We start from the raw sequence: 18,178 nt of genomic DNA on the forward strand, positions 1-18,178 counted from the left end.
GAAGGGTACTGTGTAGTTAGGCGGCCTAGACTTAACTCGTTCCTGTGAGTTGTTCACAGTAAGCATGTCCAACTCAGACGAGACCGGACTCGAAGCGCGTCTCGAGGAACAGGACGCCTTCGAACCCCCCGAGTCATTCGTCGAGCAGGCGAACGTCTCGGACTCGAGCATCTACGAAGCGTTCGACGAGAACTGGCCCCAGTGCTGGGAGCAGGCCGCCGACCTGCTCGACTGGAGCGAGGAGTACGAGGAGACGCTCGACGACTCGAATCCGCCGTTCTACGAGTGGTTCACGGGCGGCAGCCTGAACGCCTCGCACAACTGCCTGGACCGCCATCTCGAGGAGCGTGGCGACGAGGCCGCCATCGAGTGGGTCGGCGAACCGCCCGAAGAAGACAACCTGACGTACACGTACGAGGACCTCCACGCGGAAGTCAACGAGTTCGCGGCAGCGCTCCGCGACATCGGCGTCGAGGAGGACGACGTCGTCACGATGTACATGCCGATGATTCCCGAGTTGCCCATCGCGATGCTGGCGTGCGCCCGCATCGGCGCGCCCCACTCCGTCGTCTTTGCGGGGTTCTCGGCGGACGCGCTCGCCACGCGGATGAACGCCGCGGACTCCCACTTCCTCGTCACCTGCGACGGCTACTACCGGCGCGGCGACGCACTCGACCACCTCGAGAAGGCTAACGAGGGCCTCGACGGCGTCGAACACGAGACTGAAACTGTCGTCGTGGACCGCCTCGGCGCGAACGACGACGGCTTCGGCCACGGCCTCTCGGACAGCCAGCGCGACTACGACGAACTCGTCGCCGAGCACGCGGGCGCCACGGTCGACCCCGTCGAACGCGACGCCGAGGACATGCTCTTCCTCATGTACACGTCGGGGACCACGGGCGAACCGAAGGGTGTCAAGCACACCACGGGCGGCTATCTCTCCTGGGTGTCGTGGACGAGTCAGGCCGTCCTCGACGTGAAACCTGATGACACGTACTTCTGTCCCGCGGACATCGGCTGGATTACGGGCCACTCCTACATCGTCTACGGCCCGCTCGCGCTCGGCACGACCACGATGATGTACGAGGGCACGCCGGACTACCCCGAGCGCGACCGAATGTGGGAGATCGTCGAGGAGTACGAGGCAAACCAGTTTTACACCGCGCCGACGGCCATCCGCGCGTTCATGAAGTGGGGCGCAGAGCACCTAGAGGACCACGACCTCTCGAGTCTCCGCCTGCTGGGCACTGTCGGCGAGCCCATCAACCCGAAGGCCTGGAAGTGGTACTACAAGCACATCGGGGACGAGAACTGCCCCATCGTCGACACCTGGTGGCAGACCGAGACCGGCGGCATGATGGTCACCGGCCTTCCCGGGGTCTCCACGATGAAACCCGGGTCCGCCGGCCGACCGTTGCCCGGCGTCGACGCCAACGTCGTCGACCCGAGCGGCGAGCAGGTCGAACCTGGACGGGCGGGCTACCTCACCATCGACAAACCGTGGCCGGGGATGTTGCGCACGCTCTACCGCAACGACGAGCGATTCATCGACGAATATTGGGCGGAGTACTCGGACACCGACAGCGACGACCCCGAGGACTGGGTGTACTTCCCCGAGGACGGCGCGAAAATCGACGACGACGGCTACATCACGGTGCTCGGCCGCGTCGACGACGTTCTCAACGTCTCCGGACATCGACTCGGCACTATGGAAATCGAATCCGCCATCGTCGGCGTCGAGGGTGTCGCGGAGGCCGCGGTCGTCGGTGGCGACCACGACATCAAGGGCGAAGCCGTCTACGCGTACGTCATCACGGAGGACGGCCACGATGGCGACGAAGACCTGCGCGACCAGATCGTAGCTGGCGTGGAGGACGCTATCGGCCCCATCGCGCGCCCGGAGAGCATCGTATTCACGCCCGAGTTGCCGAAAACCCGCTCCGGGAAAATCATGCGCCGTCTCCTGGAGGACGTCGCGAACGACGACGAACTCGGGGACACGTCGACGCTCCGCAACCCGGACGTCGTCGAGGACATCCGCGCGAACGTCCAGAACTGAGCGCCAGTTCCTCCCCGTCTTCGATTCTCAGCGGCAGGCGCGTCCAGCGGGTGGCTCAGAGGTAGGCGGCGTCCCAGCGGGTGGCCTTCCGTTCGTTCCCGCAGTTCCCACAGGATACGCGCCCCATCGAGTCCATCGCGGCGTCCATCGACTCGCAGTTCGCACAGTAGTAGCCATAGCGCTCGGTGCGGTCCTTCGAGCGGTACGTCGCGTAGAACGGCGCGAGCGACCCGCGTTCGCGCTCGTCGTACGCTACATAGAGGGTCCCGTCCTCGGTCTCGCGCTCCTCGGTCAGGTCCGGGGATTCCTCGCCCTCTGGAAGCTTCACGTACACGCGTTCGGTCTGCTCCTCCCCCCCGAGGTCGAGCGTGCGTTCACCCCGCTGAACGTAGCCGTGTTCCTGGTAGAACGCGTTCCCGCCGTCGTTCGCGGCGAGCACGCGCCCCTCGACGCGGTTTGCGCCGCGCTCGCGGAGTTCGGTCTCGGTGTGTTCGAGTAGTCTCTTGCCGAGGCCGCGGTTGCGATGGTCCGGGTGGACGTGGAGCCACTCGATGGTTGCCGCGCCCTCCCCGCTCAGATCGCTCTCCGAGAACGCCACCACGTCGTCGCCGTCCGCGACCACGAGGTAGAGGGTGCCCTCGTCGGAGAGGCGGTCGGTGAGTCGCTGCTCGTTGTACCACTTGTCGACCGCGCCGCTCACCGTCTGTTCGCCGAGCGCGTCAGCGTACGTTTCGTGGAGGGAAGCGTTCGCTATCGCCCTGATTGCGTCGCCGTCGCCCGTGGTGGCTGTTCGGACGTCCATGTGCACTGCCACGGCGTTCTCCCACTAAAAGCTACGCGACCGAAAAAAGCAGGCGTCTCGACGCCGAATTCACGGACTTCGTTATTCGGGGCGCTCAGGCGATGTTCTCCCGGTTAGAGACGTAGATGATTCCTGCCAGCCCGATGCCGAGCATGAGACCCACCGCCACCATCCCGAAGACGGCGAGATTCGGCCCGTTCAACTGGAACGTGATGGGGCCGACACTCCCGTACTGTGGCTGGGGGCCGTCGGCGAGTGGTCCGCTCGGCCCGCCACCGTTCCCGTAGACGATGACCCCGAGCACGTACCCGAACACGCCAGCGATGACCACCGACCCGGCGTACATCCACGCCACGACGCGACGACCCCGCGTTCGCTCTCGTTCGCTCACCCGTATGCGTACCACCGGGAGTGAGTAGCCTTTTGCGGTCTCACTTCCAACCACGAATCATGGAGGACAACGAACTGCTGTTGTTGATTCTCGCCGGCATCGCGGTGCTGATGTTCCTCACAGGATTCGTACTGGTTCTCGCGTAGAAACCCGCGGAGAACTCGCTTCAGTGCGTCGATGGTCGGTGCGACAGTACGTCTACCGCGTGCAGACGGGCGAACGAGGCGGGTTCAGTCTGCGGTCTGCGTGGTGTCCTCGTCCTCGTCGCCGCCGTCGGCGAGCGCCGTCTCGCGCTGACGCTCGAACCAGTCCCACTCGTTCGTGCGCTGGTTCGTCTCTTCGAGGTCCCAGGGGTCCCCGGACTCCACGCGCTTCCCCTCCTTCCAGGAGACGATCATGTTCCACACCCAGATGAGCTGGCCGACACCGAGGATGAGCGCGCCGACGGTTGCGAGCTGGTGGGCCGTCGTGAACTGCGCGAGGTAGGTGGCATACCGCCGCGGCATGCCGCCGTAGCCGAGCCACAACATCGCGAAGAACGTCAGGTTCGACCCCACGAGTGAGAGCCAGAAGTGGGCGTGCGCGAGTTTCTTCTGGTACATCCGTCCGGTGAACATCGGGAACCAGTAGTAGCCGCCGGCGAACAGCGCGAACGCGATGGCGCCCATCACGATGAAGTGGAAGTGCCCCACGACGTAGTAGGTGTCGTGGAGGATGAGGTCGATGGGGATGGCGGCCAGGAAGACGCCCGTGACGCCGCCGATGATGAAGTTCTGGATGAAGCCGATGGAGAACAGCATCGGCGCCGTGAGCCGAAGACTGCCGTTCCACATCGTCGTGATCCAGTTGAACACCTTCACCGCGGATGGTATCGCGATGGCGAGTGACACCGCCATGAAACTCGCTCGCAGACGCGGGTCGATGCCGGTGGTGAACATGTGGTGTGCCCAGACGCCGAAGGAGAGCACACCGATAGCGAGCGTAGAGTAGACGACGAACTTGAACCCGAAGAGTTTGCGGCCGGAGAACTTCGGCAGGATGAGACTCACGAGCCCCATCGGCGGCAGGACGATGATGTACACCTCGGGGTGGCCGAAGAACCAGAAGAGGTGTTGCCAGAGGATGGGGTCACCGCCGCTCACCGCGAAGAACGCCGTGCCGAAGTTGCGGTCGAGGAGCAACATCACGAGCGCGCTGCCGAGCAGCGGGAACGCGAACAGGATGAGTCCGGACTGCGTGAGCATCGTCCAGCTGAAGATGTCGAGGTTCGCCCAGTCGACGCTCTCCCCTCGTTCCGTGAAGATGGTGGCGATGAAGTTGATGGCGCCCATCGTCGCGGAGACGCCGCTGAGATGGAGGCCGAGCAGCATCATGTCGATGCCCGCACCGCCGTACGTCCCCGCACCCGCGCCAGCGGACAGCGGCGTGTACATCGTCCACGCCGTCTGTGCGGGGCCGATTCCGGCAAGCGGTTTGAGGAAGAATCCGGACCAGATGAGCAGCGTGGCCGCCGGCAGCAGCCAGAACGCGATGGCGTTGATGCGCGGGAACGCCATGTCGTCGGCGCCGATGAGTAGCGGGATGAAGTAGTTCCCGAACGCCGAGATCATCGGTGTCGCGAACAGGAACAGCATCGTGATGCCGTGACTCGTCAGAAAGCCGTTGTAGAGCTGGGCGTTGATGATGTTGATCTGGGGTGCGGCGAGTTCCACGCGCATGAGCACGGCCATGATGCCGCCCCACGCGAACGTGATAGTCGCGAAGACGCCGTAGAGAATCCCGATGTCCTTGTGGTCTACCGTCGTGAACCAGCGAATAATCCCTGCTGGCTTCTCTTCGTGCCCGTAGTCGGTGCTCCCCCCGAGTGCACCGCCGACGTCTGTGAGGGGAGTGTAGGACCGCCAGTCCTCGATGCGGGTGAGGAAGGCGGCCACCGCGACGAGGAAAACCCCCATCAGCACAGTGAGCACCAGTGATGACGTGGCCATGAACAGACTTCAGTTCCGGACCGTAAAGAAAGCTTAGGATTGGCCGCGACGTCGTCCTGTCACCGATTCACGCGCCGACACGTTCTGCCGCGTCGACGCGAAGGCGGTCGGCACACTCGAGAGCGGAGTGGCCGGCACATCAGACCGTGAGTTATTCCTCGAGTCCGGTCTCGTCTCGCTCGATGTACGTCGCCGCGACGTACGTCAGCACGGCGAGACTGAGGAACGTGAACAGGAGGATGGCGTGTGCGATGACGGCGACGAGGATCTGGTCCATCCCCCACGGGGCGACGACGAAGTACACGACGGCGAAGAACGCGAGGATCACCAGCGGGATGATGTTGACCGTGAGGTCGAGGATGGTGTCCTTGTCGAAGACGTTCGAGTTCATTGTCTCGGGTTCCGTCGGGCGGACTGATATAGGTTGAGGATTCAGAGTCGCTCTGTCTCGAGGAGGAACAACGCGACGCCGCCGCCGGCCACGATGACTGCGGTGACGGCGAGCGCGAGGCCGCGCTGGTCTGCGCCCGTCTGTGTGTAGACAACGCCGCCGAGCACTGCGAACACGGCACCGAGCGCGAGCGTGGTTCGCCACATCGACTCCGTGTACCTCGACTCCCGGAGGATGCCGACGATGCTCGCGGCGAACAGCAACAGACCGCCGACGGCGACCGGCAGGATGCCGTCGATCAGGAGGCCGAGTTCGGAGATGACGAGACCGAGCACCAGCGGAATCGGCCACGGACTGGCGCGCGGATACTGGTCGCTCAACCCCGGTTCTTGAGCCATACTCGGAGTTGGGATGGGAGCGTTAGAAATGCATCGCTTCGAGGGAGTTTCGGCCGCCGCCGGGTCCGTCGACACTCTCGAGTGGTCGTTCCGTCACTCGGCGGGGTGGTCGTTTCGTCATCCGACGGCCATGACGGCGTACGCGAACAGGAACCCGAAGTAGACGAGCACGAGCGCCGCGAGCGCGCGCAGGCGGAACGAACGGAGTCCCTCCGTCTCCGCGATGTAGGCTTCGTCGAACGCTTCGCGTTCGTCGTCTGCGAGGGCGTCGTAGTGCTCGAGGCCACGGTGGAGGTCGCGCAGTTGGTCAGTCGGGAACGCTTCCCCGCAGTGCGAGCACCGCGGCGCGTCGGCCGGCTGGTCGTTCTGTCGTGTGCGTGTCATAGATAGGGCGGGCTGGTGGTGGGTTGGCCGACGATCCAGAGGCTCAGCATCGTGTAGAACACCATCACGACGGTGAGCGGGTACTGGCTCCTGACCGCCTGCAGGCGTCCAGGGAGTTCGTCGAAGGCGACGCCGTGGGCCGCCCAGATGGCGAGCAGGTGGCCGAGCAGGACGGCGACGATGCCGACGCCGGAGAGCCACGCCGGCAGGACGAGCGTGCGCGCGACCGGCGGGTTCACCGGCGAGAGGAGCGCGCCGAGGAGCGCCGGGGACAGCGAGAGGAAGTAGACGAGGTAGTGCGCGAGGTGGTAACCCGCAGCGATGGCGAGCAGCGACGGCGCGAACCGGCGTGCGAGCGTCGCGGCGTCCGTGTACGTCGGGCCTGTGCGCCGCGCGAGCGCGGCGGCGCGTCGGAACAACCAGTAGAAGACGGCGAAGCCGACGAGCAACGCGACCGGGTAGAGGAGCGCCGGTGGCACGCCCGGGTAGACGGTCGGCGTCGGGGCGCCCGCGTACAGCGCTGGCAGTTCGACTCGTGTTTCGACGACCGCGCGCGCGAACGCCGCCCACGCGGGAGTGCCGACGAGTCCGTCGTACGTCGTCCCCCAGAGGAGCGCGACCACGAACCCCACGCCGCCGTCGGTGGCCACCACTTTGTCGGTGAGGCGTGCGCCGGGAATCCGCAGACGGAGCCCGTCCTCAGTGCGCTGGACGGGTGCGACCGAGCCGTACATTCGGAACAGGCGGGCGAGCGGGTCGACCGCCGTGAACCACGTTCGGTGGCCGACGGCGAACACGCCCACGGCGGTCATTGCGAGGTAGCCAAGCGCGGTGGTCGCGAGCAGTCGCGGTTCGTCCGCGAGCGGGCTGACGACCTCCACCCACACGAGTGCGAGCAGGAGCAACGCACTCGCCCACGCGGCGCGGTCCGCCGACACGTCGCGTTCGCCGGTCGTGAGGAGCGCGAGGGGACGCGTCAGCGTCCGGAATGGGTCGACGGCCGGCCACGAGTTCCCGACGACGTAGACGGACATTGTGAATCCCGCCCACCATCCGACCCACACGAGCAGGATGGCGACGTTCTGGAGTTCGGTGACACGGGCGTTCGGGCCGAAAAAGCCCATCCACACCACGAGTGCCAACCCGGCGACTCCGGCGAGGCGGCCCGTCCACGCGAGCACGCTGCGGGGAGCAGGGAGTGTGCGCGTGCGGTCGTGGACCGATTCGACGAACGCGCGGTCGGTGACGAAACTCGCGAGCAGGAACGACGCCCCGACGACCGCGCCGCCGGTCGCCAGGAACAGCCACGTCGGAACGGCGAGTTCCTGGGTCGACGCGGTTCGGAGGCTTCCGCCGTGTGCGAGTGCGACCCCGCAGACGGCGACAAGACCGGCCAGCGCCCCGACCGCTCTTGCCCAGGAACGGTGCATGCGCGTGACTACCGACGCGCGCCACCTGAGGATTACGATGCATCGTCGCGTGGGACGCGTCGGTCGAGCAGACCGCGTCAGACGAACTGTCGACGCCAGTCGTGTGTGGGGTTCACCACGGAACCGTCGCGAACGCAGTTGGATGGGTTTTTAATACTCGCCACGCAACGTTCGCGTATGACAGTCGCGGACGATTCGACCGAGGACCACGGCCACCACCTTCCGGCCGTGGAGGACTGGCCGAAGGGCTTCGGTGAGGCCAGCTGGTGGCCGTTCGTCACTGCACTCGGCGCCGTTGGACTCTACGTCGGCGCTGCGCTGTTCGTACTCTCGCGAGGCGACACACCGCTCATCGGCGAGACGGCCGGCCCGGCAGTGTTCGTGGGCGGCGCCCTCGTCTTCCTCGCCGGGCTCTACGGCTGGGTGTACCACGCCTTCGTGAAGCACTTCTGGAGCGGCGACGGGCACGAGAACAGCGGGCTCCGCTGGGGGATGATACTGTTCCTCGGCACGGAGGTCGCGACGTTCGGCGCGGGCTTCGTCTACTACTTCTTCGTGCGCGTCGGCGCGTCGTGGGTCGACGCCCACGTCCCCGAGGGGTTCCTCGGCGCACTCGTCCTCGGGAACACGGCGATTCTGGTCGTGTCGAGTATCACGCTGCACTTCGCGCACACCGCGCTCCGGAAGGGCAACCGGTCGCGGTTCATCAGTCTGCTCGTGACGACGCTCGTGCTCGGCCTGGTGTTCATCGCCGGCCAGATCTACGAGTACTACGAATTCATCGTCCACGAGGGGCTCTCGCTGTCTGGCGGCGTCTTCGAGAGCGCGTTCTTCGGGCTCACCGGTCTCCACGGGCTCCACGTCTCCCTCGGCGCGGTGCTCCTGGGTATCCTGACGGTGCGCGCGCTGAACGGACAGTACTCCCCGGAGCGCCACACGTCCATCAGCACCGTCTCGATGTACTGGCACTTCGTCGACATCGTCTGGGTCTTCCTCGTCGTCGTGCTGTACGCCGGCGCGGTCGTTGACCTGACGTTCTGAGGCCGAGTCGCTTCTTCGTTTTCGTGACGCTGCACGCGTAGCGTCTGCTCAGCGCCCCGTGATTGATTCGACGCCGTGTCCCCGCGCTACGACGCGTCGCTGATCTGCGGTCTACTTTGCGGACGAACGACCTGGACCAGCGTCACCCGGGACGGCGGTGCCGGTAGGCGGCAGCAGGTGATTTCCGTGGTCGCTAGAACCGAGGCCTGCTGGCTGGCGGCGTCGCAAGTGACGTGTCGGTCTCGGCCGGCGGACCGCTCACGAGGCGCCTCGACCAGTTGACCGAGGGCAATCTGTTGCTGTCCGACCATGGGATGGCTCCGGTTCGCTGTTGTAGACACCGCACGCGCCCGGCCGAAGACACACTGAGAACGTCTCCATGTACTACCGTGGCGGAGGCGTGAGCGAACGCCGCACCGGTGGGTGACACGTAATGCAGTGACGTCCGGACTTCGTCACACCAGGGCTGTGCGTGGTCGGACTGCTGTCGTTCTCGATGCGAAACGGGACCGGCGCGGAAAGACAGTCTCGAGGCGACCGAGGTCGAAGTGGTCGGCGTCTCGATGGGGATGGCAGCCAGCGTGTCGACGTTATGGACGGCACTGACCGTCGGGTCGAACGGGCGTGAATAGCGACCAGCGGCGTCGCGACGGACGCTGTCGGCGACTGCTAGAACCAGGGGTTGAGGGAACCACGCGAGAACGAGAAACGAATCAGGCGACTGCTGAGAACGAAGCGAGTCGGAACTTCAGACCGAGACGTTCTGCGGATCTTCCTTCCACTCCTGGTACTTCTGCTCCTCGACGACCTCGAGTTTGGCGAGCATCTGGGAGTGGCCCGCGCCGCAGAACTCGGCGCAGTAGATCTGGTACGTCCCCTTCTCCGTGATGTTCGTGATGATGTAGTTCTTCTGACCGGGGAACGCGTCCGCCTTCAGGCCGACACCGGGTGCGTGGAACGCGTGTATCACGTTCTCCGCTTCCGTCCGTATCAGCAACTTGGTGTCCTCGGGGACCACCATCGTGTTCCGCACGGTGACGTTCTCCTCGGGGTACTCGAACTGCCAGTACCACTGGATGCCGACGGCGTCCACGACGACGGTGTCCTCCTGGCCCATCACGCGCTGGGCGTCGTCCTGAGTCGCGGTGACCGTCGGGTGCGCCATCACGCCGTAGGCGGCGACGCCGACGAACAGGAGCACGACGGCAGTCGCGACGGTCCACGTAATCTCGAGTCGACGATTCTCCTTCGTCGGCTGTGGCTCCTCGTTCTTCCGGAACTTCCACACCGTGTAGACGAGGATGCCCTCGACGAGCAGGGTGATGGGAAGCGCGGCGGCCAGGAGCTTCGAGTCGAGGTCCTGGATCAACTGCTCGGTCACCGAGTCGTACTGCGCTGCGGCGACCGGGTCCACGAACGCGACGAGGAAGCCGACGGCGGCGACGAGAACGACTGCGAGCCGCTTTCCTCTCATGTTAGGTGGGGATTTGGAGCGTATCCATAAATAGATGCTGAAACGCCCCGTCCGCAAGCCGGATAGGCTAAGTGGTGCCGGACACAACCACCGGACGAGAGGTTCTTTCGTGACCCGCGACGCTCCAGACCGGTTCACCGCACTGCTCGCTGCTGCGGCGATGGGCGTCTACGTTCTGCTCGTCGTCGGGGCGACATCTGCGCTCACCGACGCGGCCAGCGCGTGTCGCTCGTGGCCCGCCTGCGGTGGGCGGTGGTTCGCCCTCGATTCCGCGTCGCTCGCAATCGTCTGGGGGCACCGTACTGCCGCCGCCGTGACCGGGATTCTCGTCGTCGCCGTCGCCGCGCTCGCGTGGCGGCGCGACGAATCACTGCGCGTGCGAGCAGCGACGGCGCTCGCACTCGCGTCGTACCCCGTCCAGATATGGGTCGGCGCTGTCGCCGCTACCTCTGGCGTCTCGGCGGCGGTCGCCGGCGCACACCTCGCGCTCGGCGTCGTCATCTTCGCAGCGCTCGTCGCCGCGCTCGCGTGGACGCTCGAAACCCAGACCGGCGACCTGCCCTCGACGGAGTGGGAGGGCTCCGCGAAGGGTGCTGACGACGGCGAACCCACACCCGGCTCGGGCCCTGTCGCCACCGCGTACGCGTACTTCCGACTGATGAAGCCGCGGCTGATGTGGCTGCTCTGTCTGGTCGCGTCGGCGGGCATGGCGCTCGCCGCCGGCCCCGACCTCGAAGTAGGGACCGTCCTCGCCACGCTCGGCGGCGGCGTTCTCGCCATCGGTGCGAGCGGCACGTTCAACCACGTTCTCGAGCGCGAGAAGGACGAACGGATGTCGCGCACGGACGACCGACCGCTCGCGAACGACCGCATTCCGCTCCGGAATGCTGTGGCGTTCGCGTTCGTGCTCGCCGCTGCGTCGATGGTGGCGTTCCTCAGCGTGAACGTCCTCACCGCCGCGCTCGGTCTCACCGCCATCGTGTTCTACTCTGTCATCTACACGCTCGTGTTGAAGCCGAATACCCGACAGAGCACGGTCATTGGCGGGGCCGCCGGCGCGCTCCCCGCGCTCATCGGCTGGGCGGCGGTGACGGGCGACGTCGTGGGGCCGGGACCGACCGGTATCGCCGGCCTCGGCCTCGCCGCGGTCATCTTCCTGTGGACGCCCGCGCACTTCTACAACCTCGCGCTCGCGTACAAGGACGACTACGAGCGCGGCGGCTTCCCGCTGATGCCGGTGGTGAGCGGCGAGGCGACGACGCGCAAGCACATCCTCTACTACCTCGGTGCGACGCTCGTCTCGGCGCTAGCGCTCGCCGCGGTGACGGGTCTCGGCGCGCTGTACGCCGGCACGACGGTCGTGTTCGGGTCGGTGTTCCTCTACTTCGCGGTGCGCCTCCACCGGGAGCGCGACCGGGCCGCCGCGATGCGGTCGTTCCACGCGTCGAACGCCTACCTCGGCTGCTTGTTGGTCGCCGTCGTCCTCGATGCGATGGTGGTCTGAGATGTCGGTGACTGTCTCTGCTCGGCGATTCGCGCCCGCTCGGAGCACACTGCTGTACGGCGCATTGCTCGTGAACGCCGAACTCGCCGCAGTGCTGTTCTACTACGCGGTCGTCGGGGTAACCCCCACAGACCTCGTCTTCCTCGCGTACCCGTTCGTGTGGATCAACGCCGCCATCTGGGGCGTCTCGCGAGTGAACCTCCCCGCTTCGTCGCCTCGCCGCCGGTGGCTCGCGTACGGTGTCGGCGTCGGTTACTTCCTGCTCCTCGGCGGCGTCGGAGGGTTGTTCATGCTCCACGGCGAGGGGCTCGGCGCTCGCATCTCGTGGCTGCCGCCAGGCTGGGGGCCGACGCTCGTGTACAGCACCACCGCGTTCACCGTCAGCCTGTTCCCGTTCAAGGTAGTGGGCTACGCGGCGCTGTCGTATCTGGTCGTCGCCACCGTCATCGATGCGGCGAACACCGGTATCGCCGGACTGCTCGGACTGTTCTCCTGCGTGAGTTGCACGTGGCCGGTCGCCGCGACCGTGTTCGCCAGCGTGTTCGGCGGCGCGTCGGCGGCGGCGAGTCTCGCCACGAACCAGCCGTACGCCCTCTCGACGGTCGTGTTCGTCTCTTCGATTCTCCTCCTGGTGTGGCGCCCGACGCAGTAGCCACGGGCCTGGGAAACCAGACTCGTCCCGGAGTCGCAGTGCTTTAGCGCGGGGACTACGGAGCCACACGCATGGAATCTGTGCTCGCCGCCGAGGACGTGCGGAAGTTCTACGGCGACACTGCTGCGCTGGACGGCGTCTCGCTGTCCGTCGACGAGGGCGAGGTGTTCGCGCTGGTCGGCCCGAACGGCGCGGGGAAGACGACGCTCGTTCGCTGTCTCACAGGGACGACGACGCCCGACGAGGGAGCGGTCCGACTGCTCGGTGAACCGCCCGCCGACGCCGGCAAGCAGCGCGTCGGCTTGCTCCCCCAGGACTTCTCGCCGACGGACCGGCTTACAGCGGGGGAACTCGTCGGCTACTACGCGGGCCTCTACGACGACGCACGCGACCAGAGCGAGGTGCTCGCGGAGGTCGGCCTCGACCCTGACGACGACACCTGGTTCGGCGATCTCTCGGGCGGCCAGAAGCGCCGCGCGTGCGTCGCCGCCGCGCTCGTGAACGACCCGGACGTACTGTTCCTCGACGAACCCACGACTGCCGTCGACCCGGCGGGTCGGCGCGCGCTCTGGTCGGTGTTCGAGTCCCTCGCCGCGGCCGGCACCACCATCGTGCTCACCACCCACGACATGGCGGAGGCCGAGCGCCTCGCGGACGACGTCGCACTGCTCGCGGACGGTCGCGTGACAGCGTCGGGGTCGCCGGCCGAACTCGTCGCGCAGCACGGGGGGCCGACGCGACTCGTCGTGGAGACGGACGCCGGCGCAGACGACGTGTCGAGTGAGTTCCGCGCGGAGCGGACCGACGAAGGGCTCGTCTTCCGCGACGTCGCGCCCGAGGACATCGGGGGCGTGGTCGCCGCGCTCGACGACGCGGGCGTCGAGTTCGAAGCGCTGTCGTGGCGCGAACCGACGCTCGAGGACGCGTACCTCGAACTCGCGGGGGGTGTAGAGGTTGTTCGGGACGTCGACGCCGCGGGTGGCGCGACGACGCGCCGCGACGCCTCGGACGCGGGGGTGACGCGATGAGCCGCGTCGAGCGCGTCACGTCGGAAGCGGTCGCGGCCTACCGGACGTTTCTGCGGCGGCGAACGGCGGTGTTTTTCACGTTCTTCTTCCCGGTGTTGCTCATCGTCATCTTCGCCGGCCTCGTCCGCACCCAGACCGGCGGCGGCGGCCTGTTCTCGGAGCCGACGGCGTACTACGTGCCCGCCTACCTCGCGACGGTCGTCCTGTTCACGCCGCTGTCCCGGATCGGAAGCACCGTCGCGCGGTTCCGTGAGGGTAATCGCTTCGAGAAACTCGCCACCACGCCGCTCACCCGCGGCGAGTGGCTGGCCGCTCACACCCTGGTGAACGCCGCGCTCATCGCCGCCGCGTCCGCCGTCCTCCTCGTCGCACTACTTCTCACCGGCGCGTCGTTCGCGCTGTCGCCGTGGCTCGTCGTGTTCGTGCTCGGCGGCTCGGTGCTGTTCTGTGGCGTCGGCGCGGTGCTCGGGAGTGTCGCGGAGGGCCAGGACGGCGCAATCGCCATGAGCAACGGCATCGCGCTCCCGTTGCTCTTCCTCTCGGAGACGTTCATTCAGCCCGATCTGTTCCCCGCCTGGTTCCGGCCAGTTGTCGACCTCTCCCCGCTCGCGTACTTCGCGCGCGGCGTACGCGCAGCGACGTATTCGTCGAACGGTGACGTGGTCACGAACGCCGCTGTCGTGGTCGTCCTCGCCGTCGTCGCGTTCGCGGTCGGTGCGGTCGTGATTCCCTGGACGGAATGAGGGGACTTTCGAGGCGTCGTATCCACGAGTAGCCGCGGTCAGTGCGGCTACGGTCTGAGCGAGAAAGCCACGAATTCCTGAAGCGAGACGGTTGACGAGTAAACGCAGGAAAACACTCAGCGCGGCGTCCACGCGTAGACGTGGTTCAGCAGCCAGTACGTGACGACGCCGAGAAACAGACTGAGTGACCACGACGCGACGGCGATGCGGCCGTACTTCGCGTGCGCTGTGTCGCGGAGTTCACTCGGGGTGTGCGTGAGACCGAGAATCACGGCGTAGAGGACGACGGGAACCGCGACGACGGAGAGGAAGATGTGGATAGCGAGCATCGCGAAGTAGACGAGTTCGACCGCCCCAGCGTACGCGTAGAGGAACTGCCCCTGCTGGATCTCGATGGACTTCTCGAAGCCGCCGCCGACCTTCCAGAGGTAGAGCACGAGGAAGACGCAGATGAGCGTGAACGCCGTGAGCATCGCCACGCGGTGTTTCTCGACCTCGCCGCGCCGAATGAGCCGCCACCCGATGAGCAGACTGGTGAGCGCCAGCGTGTTCACGACGGCGATGAGGTCTGAGAACAGGACGACCGCGCCCCGACCGAGTTCCGGAAAGAGAGGGATGACTCCGGCGAACGCGCCGATTACGAGCGCGTATCCGACGACGGAGAGGACGGCGGTGACTCGCGCGGGGTTGGTTCTCGCGTAGCCGCGAACGTCCGCTGTGGCCATGCCCGATGGTTGGAATCCGGGGGTCAATCCGTTTTCGCTTCAACCCTGCTTGGAGTACTCCAACCGAAAGCGAAATAGGAGTCCGTTAGAGTGAAACCGTCATGCAGCAAATTCCTGGACATGAGCGAGGAACCCCAGCGCAATATCCGGTGTCTCGTGGCGAAGGTTGGTCTCGACGGCCACGACCGGGGCGCACACGTCATTACGCGGGCGTTTCGCGACGCCGGCTTCGAGGTCGTCTACTCCGGCCTCCACAAGGCGCCCGACGAACTGGTGCAGGCGACCGTTCAGGAGGACGTCGACGTCCTCGGCATCTCCATCCTCTCGGGTGCGCACAACACGCTCGTCCCGAAGGTCATCGAGGGTCTCAAGGAGTACGACGCCTTCGAGGACACGCTCATCATCGTCGGCGGTATCATCCCCGACGAGGACCGCGAGGGCCTCCGCGAGGAGGGCGTGTCGGCCATCTTCGGGCCGGGGACGCCGATGGAAGAGACCATCGAGTTCATCCGGGAGAACGTCGAGCGGCGTGACTGAGATGGCGACCACGGACGCACCCGAACTCGTCCAGGAACTCCTGGCGGGCAAGCACCGAGCGCTCGCCCGCGTCATCTCGAAGATAGAGAACCGCTCGCCGGGCTACCGCGACATCGTCTCCGCGCTGTACGAACACACGGGCGACGCGGACGTCATCGGCATCACGGGCAGTCCCGGCGCGGGGAAGTCGACGCTCGTGGACAAGATGGCGAAGGCGTACCGCGACGCTGGCCTCACGGTGGGCGTCATCGCAGTCGACCCGTCGTCGCCGTTCACAGGTGGCGCGGTGCTCGGCGACCGCATCCGCATGGCCTCGACGACCGGCGACATGGACACGTTCTTTCGGTCGATGTCTGCCCGGGGCAACCTCGGCGGACTCTCGACGGCCACCGCGGACGCCGTGAAGGCCCTCGACGCGTTCGGCAAGGACAAGGTCATCGTCGAGACGGTTGGCGCGGGCCAGAGCGAGGTGGACATCGTGAAGACCGCGGACACCGTCGCCGTGCTCGTCCCGCCGTCGTCGGGTGACGACGTGCAGATGCTGAAGGCCGGCATCCTCGAGATCGGGGACGTGTTCGTCGTGAACAAGGCCGACCTCTCGGGCGCGGACGAAACGGTCACGGAGCTCCTGAACATGCTCGACTACCGGGAGGGCGACCCCGACGACTGGGACCCACAGGTCCTCGAAACCGTCGCAAAATCGGGAGAGGGCGTCGAGGAGTTCCTCGACACGCTCGACGAGCACGCGGCGTGGCTCGACGAGTCGGGGCGAAGAGAAGAACAGCGCCGCACGCGCCACGCGGAGGAACTCCGGACGCTCCTTCGCGAGGACGCGAGCGCGCTCATCGAGGACGAACTCGACGCTCGCGGCGGCGTCGACGCCCTCGTCGACCGCATCGAGGCCGGCGAGACGACGCCGTACGAACTCGCTGACGACGTCCTCGACCCGGTCGCGGAGTGTCTCGGCGACGAGCACTGAGCCAGGTTCCCCGTTCGGCCAGCACTCGTCTTCTTCTCACAACTGTCGGGTTACCAACCTCCCCAAACGTGTTACAACGCATACGTTACTGGGAGTCGACAGTACGTGCTCATGGGGAGTGTGCGACTGGTCGGCGAGGGGTCGTCGGACGGACCGAACACGGCGAACGTCGTCCTCTACCCCAACGAATCAGGGGCTGACGACGACGCCTGCACCACATACGTTGCCGGCGCCATCGACGCGGGGTTCGGAATTCTGACCGACAACGGACATCTCGGTCAGTACAACACGTACAAGTACGCGCCCACGACGTACCCCGGCTTCGACGCCACGGAAACTCCCTACGAGCAGTTAGCGCCGGCGTGGATCGACTGGCTCACGGAGCACTCCGAGTGGTATCCCTCGATGAACGGCTGCCACATGCTCGTCACCTCGGAGTACCGGGATTCGGGCGGCCCCGCGAGCCTCGACTACCACCGCGACCTGCGCGTCAACCGCCTCGCCGACTGCGCGTTCAACACCGCACAGGCAATGATACTCGGGGTGGCTGAACCGGAAGCCAACCGCGGGAAACACCGGAATTTCGCCATCCAGGAGCCACTCCACACGTTCATCCCGGAGACCTACCTGGCCGAGCAGACGACGCTGCTGGACCCCGAAGAGCCCGACGAGCACCAGCTCGGCGTGGTGCGAAGCGACGGCAGCGCGACGCCGATGCTGACCGGTCACGCTGGCGGTGACGACTGGTACTACGGTGAAGCGAGCAGGGGGCGCTGCCAGAGCGACCACGCGTGGGACGGCACTCACACCATGGAACTCACCGAGTGCACCCGGGAGGCAGTGGAACTCGCGGCGGCGAACGCGCCCGACGTCGGAGGGTCTACCGGTGGCCGGTGACGAACCCCGGACGCGTAAGTGTGCAGGCCCACCAGTCGGCCGACGGCGCTTCCTGGCTGCCGTCGGTGGCGCATCGGCCGCCGGACAAGCGCTCCAGTCAGTCGCCGCGGGGTCGTCCACAGCCGGCTCTCGGTCGGTCGACGACGCGGACTCGACGCACTTCACGGAAGCCACGCTCGAGTTCGAACTGCGCGACGAGACGATAACCCCCGCCCGAAGGAGTGGCCCGCGCCCGTACACCGCGACGCGGTCCGAGCGGCGTCTGCTCGTTCACGCAACGCTCGCGCAATCGGCACACCGCGCCCTGCTCGACGCCGACGCGGTGGTCTTCGGACTCGAATCGTTCCGATCCGCGCCCGCGGTGTTTACCCGGGGAACCGAGGACGTGCTTCCGGTTGCCGGGTCCGCAACGCCGCACCGAACCAGATTCATCAGGCTAGACGCGTGGGACGGAGCGCCGTCGTACCGAGTCAGGACTGCCGGGGACAGAAACGCCGGGGCTGCCGAAGGCGGAACCGACGAGACTGCCGAACCCGGAACCGTCGCCGTCCAGGTCGCGGACCAGACTGTAGCAGTTCCACGCGACGACGCCACGACGGTCCGCCTCGACGACCGGAAGATACCCGCCGAACACGTTCCCGGCTACGAGCAAGCGGACGCGATGACCGTCACCCCGCGACTCGAGGTCCGGAACTACGGCTGCCTTGCAGTGTGCGACGCGACCGACTGCGACCGACACAACGCCTAACCACTCT

At 66.4% G+C, this 18,178-nt stretch carries 19 protein-coding genes; 10 read left to right on the top strand and 9 right to left on the bottom strand.

Annotated elements, in window-relative coordinates; genetic code table 11:
- The first annotated feature begins 64 nt into the window (after nucleotides 1-64).
- Nucleotides 65-2,059: an acetate--CoA ligase gene (gene acs / locus LT970_RS04170; RefSeq protein ID WP_232688205.1), complete on the top strand. Its 1,995-nt coding sequence runs from the start codon at nucleotides 65-67 to the stop codon at nucleotides 2,057-2,059.
- A gap of 55 nt (nucleotides 2,060-2,114) precedes the next feature.
- On the opposite strand, the gene LT970_RS04175 is transcribed toward acs, so the two are convergent.
- The 7 genes from LT970_RS04175 to LT970_RS04205 all read right to left on the bottom strand — a co-directional run bounded on the left by LT970_RS04175 (nucleotide 2,115) and on the right by LT970_RS04205 (nucleotide 7,843).
- Nucleotides 2,115-2,861, bottom strand: a complete 747-nt coding sequence (locus LT970_RS04175; RefSeq protein WP_232688206.1) for a GNAT family N-acetyltransferase — start codon at nucleotides 2,859-2,861, stop codon at nucleotides 2,115-2,117.
- Between the two features lie 94 nt (nucleotides 2,862-2,955).
- Nucleotides 2,956-3,252 carry a DUF7520 family protein gene (locus LT970_RS04180; RefSeq protein ID WP_232688207.1) on the bottom strand — a complete coding sequence of 99 codons (297 nt, stop codon included), beginning with the start codon at nucleotides 3,250-3,252 and terminating at the stop codon, nucleotides 2,956-2,958.
- Between the two features lie 230 nt (nucleotides 3,253-3,482).
- Nucleotides 3,483-5,246, bottom strand: coding sequence for a cytochrome c oxidase subunit I (ctaD, locus tag LT970_RS04185; RefSeq protein ID WP_232688683.1), 1,764 nt, complete (start codon nucleotides 5,244-5,246; stop codon nucleotides 3,483-3,485).
- A 145-nt stretch (nucleotides 5,247-5,391) separates the two neighbouring features.
- A complete protein-coding gene (locus tag LT970_RS04190) occupies nucleotides 5,392-5,631 on the bottom strand; it encodes a DUF6684 family protein (protein WP_232688208.1) in 240 nt (79 codons plus the stop codon).
- Between the two features lie 41 nt (nucleotides 5,632-5,672).
- Nucleotides 5,673-6,029 (bottom strand): DUF7541 family protein, encoded by a 357-nt coding sequence (locus LT970_RS04195; protein WP_232688209.1) that lies wholly within the window; start codon nucleotides 6,027-6,029, stop codon nucleotides 5,673-5,675.
- A gap of 117 nt (nucleotides 6,030-6,146) precedes the next feature.
- Nucleotides 6,147-6,413: a DUF7410 domain-containing protein gene (locus LT970_RS04200; RefSeq protein ID WP_232688210.1), complete on the bottom strand. Its 267-nt coding sequence runs from the start codon at nucleotides 6,411-6,413 to the stop codon at nucleotides 6,147-6,149.
- The gene (locus LT970_RS04205; protein WP_232688211.1) at nucleotides 6,410-7,843 is read right to left on the bottom strand and encodes a hypothetical protein; all 1,434 of its coding nucleotides are present in this window, start codon (nucleotides 7,841-7,843) and stop codon (nucleotides 6,410-6,412) included. Before LT970_RS04205 ends, LT970_RS04200 begins: the two co-directional genes overlap by 4 nt.
- 177 nt (nucleotides 7,844-8,020) lie before the next feature.
- Here LT970_RS04205 and LT970_RS04210 point away from each other — a divergent pair, with 177 nt between their 5' ends.
- Nucleotides 8,021-8,884: a cytochrome c oxidase subunit 3 gene (locus tag LT970_RS04210; protein WP_232688212.1), complete on the top strand. Its 864-nt coding sequence runs from the start codon at nucleotides 8,021-8,023 to the stop codon at nucleotides 8,882-8,884.
- Between the two features lie 748 nt (nucleotides 8,885-9,632).
- On the opposite strand, the gene coxB is transcribed toward LT970_RS04210, so the two are convergent.
- A complete protein-coding gene (gene coxB / locus LT970_RS04215; RefSeq protein ID WP_232688213.1) occupies nucleotides 9,633-10,358 on the bottom strand; it encodes a cytochrome c oxidase subunit II in 726 nt (241 codons plus the stop codon).
- A gap of 160 nt (nucleotides 10,359-10,518) precedes the next feature.
- Here coxB and LT970_RS04220 point away from each other — a divergent pair, with 160 nt between their 5' ends.
- The 4 genes from LT970_RS04220 (at nucleotide 10,519) to LT970_RS04235 (ending at nucleotide 14,285) form a co-directional block, all read left to right on the top strand.
- Nucleotides 10,519-11,862 carry a heme o synthase gene (locus LT970_RS04220; RefSeq protein ID WP_232688684.1) on the top strand — a complete coding sequence of 448 codons (1,344 nt, stop codon included), beginning with the start codon at nucleotides 10,519-10,521 and terminating at the stop codon, nucleotides 11,860-11,862.
- A gap of 1 nt (nucleotide 11,863) precedes the next feature.
- A complete protein-coding gene (locus tag LT970_RS04225; RefSeq protein ID WP_232688214.1) occupies nucleotides 11,864-12,514 on the top strand; it encodes a DUF7546 family protein in 651 nt (216 codons plus the stop codon).
- A 71-nt stretch (nucleotides 12,515-12,585) separates the two neighbouring features.
- The gene (locus tag LT970_RS04230; RefSeq protein ID WP_232688215.1) at nucleotides 12,586-13,542 is read left to right on the top strand and encodes an ABC transporter ATP-binding protein; all 957 of its coding nucleotides are present in this window, start codon (nucleotides 12,586-12,588) and stop codon (nucleotides 13,540-13,542) included.
- Nucleotides 13,539-14,285, top strand: a complete 747-nt coding sequence (locus LT970_RS04235; protein ID WP_232688216.1) for an ABC transporter permease — start codon at nucleotides 13,539-13,541, stop codon at nucleotides 14,283-14,285. Before LT970_RS04230 ends, LT970_RS04235 begins: the two co-directional genes overlap by 4 nt.
- Nucleotides 14,286-14,401: 116 nt before the next feature.
- Here LT970_RS04235 and LT970_RS04240 read toward each other — a convergent pair whose 3' ends face one another.
- Nucleotides 14,402-15,010 (bottom strand): DUF420 domain-containing protein, encoded by a 609-nt coding sequence (locus LT970_RS04240; protein WP_232688217.1) that lies wholly within the window; start codon nucleotides 15,008-15,010, stop codon nucleotides 14,402-14,404.
- A 120-nt stretch (nucleotides 15,011-15,130) separates the two neighbouring features.
- Between LT970_RS04240 and LT970_RS04245 the strand changes: the two genes are divergently transcribed.
- The 4 genes from LT970_RS04245 (at nucleotide 15,131) to LT970_RS04260 (ending at nucleotide 18,171) form a co-directional block, all read left to right on the top strand.
- A complete protein-coding gene (locus tag LT970_RS04245; protein ID WP_232688218.1) occupies nucleotides 15,131-15,547 on the top strand; it encodes a cobalamin B12-binding domain-containing protein in 417 nt (138 codons plus the stop codon).
- A 1-nt stretch (nucleotide 15,548) separates the two neighbouring features.
- Nucleotides 15,549-16,526, top strand: a complete 978-nt coding sequence (meaB, locus tag LT970_RS04250; protein WP_232688219.1) for a methylmalonyl Co-A mutase-associated GTPase MeaB — start codon at nucleotides 15,549-15,551, stop codon at nucleotides 16,524-16,526.
- Between the two features lie 111 nt (nucleotides 16,527-16,637).
- The gene (locus LT970_RS04255) at nucleotides 16,638-17,423 is read left to right on the top strand and encodes a hypothetical protein (RefSeq protein ID WP_232688220.1); all 786 of its coding nucleotides are present in this window, start codon (nucleotides 16,638-16,640) and stop codon (nucleotides 17,421-17,423) included.
- On the top strand, nucleotides 17,413-18,171 hold the full coding sequence (locus LT970_RS04260; RefSeq protein ID WP_232688221.1) for a hypothetical protein: 759 nt from the start codon (nucleotides 17,413-17,415) through the stop codon (nucleotides 18,169-18,171). The genes LT970_RS04255 and LT970_RS04260 overlap by 11 nt, the downstream gene beginning before the upstream one ends.
- Nucleotides 18,172-18,178: the final 7 nt, after the last annotated feature.

The organism is Halobacterium zhouii (assembly GCF_021249405.1).
GTDB classification, from domain to species: Archaea; Halobacteriota; Halobacteria; order Halobacteriales; family Halobacteriaceae; genus Halobacterium; species Halobacterium zhouii.